Below are 1,140 nucleotides of genomic sequence, written 5' to 3' on the forward strand. Positions count from 1 at the left end.
AGCGAGATTGATAATCCGCTGCGCTTCCAAGGTCAGTACTTCGATGCCGAGACGGGGTTACATTACAACCGGCACCGCTACTACAATCCGGGCACTGGGCGGTTTTTGACGCCGGATCCAATCAAGCTTGCGGGTGGGTTGAACAACTATCAGTACGTGCCTAGCCCTACGGGTTGGGTGGATCCGCTTGGTCTGAACACTGTCCTGGCGGAGATAAATGCATTCCTGGCCAAAGCGCTGAGGTGCCTGAGGACAAAACCAAAGTAAATCAAGGAGATGCGCAGGTTCCAACGGCGGCCGCATCTGTCAATTGGAAGGGATTTTCTTCTGGGAAGTTGCAACCTCATTATCAAAAGCATGTAATCGATCAAAAAGAATTCGGAAACATAAGCCAAACTGAATACTTAAAACAGGCGAAAGAATTCTCGAAAGAATCAGGAAGCTTTAACGAAATGAATGTCGGAAATTTTGTAATCAAACATGATCCAGCAACTGGACGAATATTTGTTGGGCACTTGAAATCCAGAGAAATTAGAACATTTTATAGAGATGATGGTAGAAGTGCCGACGCCTTCCAATCCGCCATCGAATTGGCTAAGGATTTATAAAATGACCAAAATTGATAGACACGATGCTATAAAAAAAATCTCAAAGGCAATTTTGATTTTGCTTGACCATGACGAGCGAGAATCTCATCTCCTCGATTGGTGGAGTATTGATGAGAGCAATCCTGAATTCTTCGCGCTATCAGAGCAAATGCAAAGCCTTATTACTAGCGGGGACGACTTACCTAGCGACATCAATGACAAAAAATATGACGAACTTATCATGCTTGCCCTAACATCAAGCTATAAAGGCGTAACAAACGCATTCCTATCACAAAAAATAAAGCAATTGAATATTGGAGAGTACGAGGTATCCGGAGAAATTGAAACTCTGATGCCTTGCCCGTGCTGTAAATATCGCACGCTTTCAGTGCTTGGTAATTATGAAATTTGCGACCTATGCAAATGGGAAGACAATGGAACTAGCAACCTTGACACGTATAGCGGCCCAAACCACATGACTCTTCGGGAAGCAAAAGAATTGTTTGCAAAAAAAACTGAGAAACTTCCTTTGGATAAATGGGTGAAAGAATAA

Annotated in this window: 3 protein-coding genes; all 3 read left to right on the top strand. The window is 43.2% G+C overall.

The features are described 5' to 3' along the window. A partial coding sequence (locus tag HBN98_RS27760; protein ID WP_262381666.1) for an RHS repeat-associated core domain-containing protein occupies positions 1-267 on the top strand: 267 nt, incomplete at its 5' end. After that, positions 243-608: a hypothetical protein gene (locus tag HBN98_RS27765; protein WP_151101601.1), complete on the top strand. Its 366-nt coding sequence runs from the start codon at positions 243-245 to the stop codon at positions 606-608. The genes HBN98_RS27760 and HBN98_RS27765, both read left to right, overlap by 25 nt. Before the next feature lies 1 nt (position 609). Then, positions 610-1,140 (top strand): CPCC family cysteine-rich protein, encoded by a 531-nt coding sequence (locus HBN98_RS27770; RefSeq protein WP_162276300.1) that lies wholly within the window; start codon positions 610-612, stop codon positions 1,138-1,140.

The sequence above is a fragment of the Pseudomonas koreensis genome (genome assembly GCF_012986595.1).
GTDB classification, from domain to species: domain Bacteria; phylum Pseudomonadota; class Gammaproteobacteria; order Pseudomonadales; family Pseudomonadaceae; genus Aquipseudomonas; species Aquipseudomonas koreensis.

What these genes read in the sequence shown, in the direction of transcription:
- HBN98_RS27770 (WP_162276300.1), top strand. Translation starts at nt 610, where the DNA reads ATGACCAAAATTGATAGACACGATGCTATAAAAAAAATCTCAAAGGCA.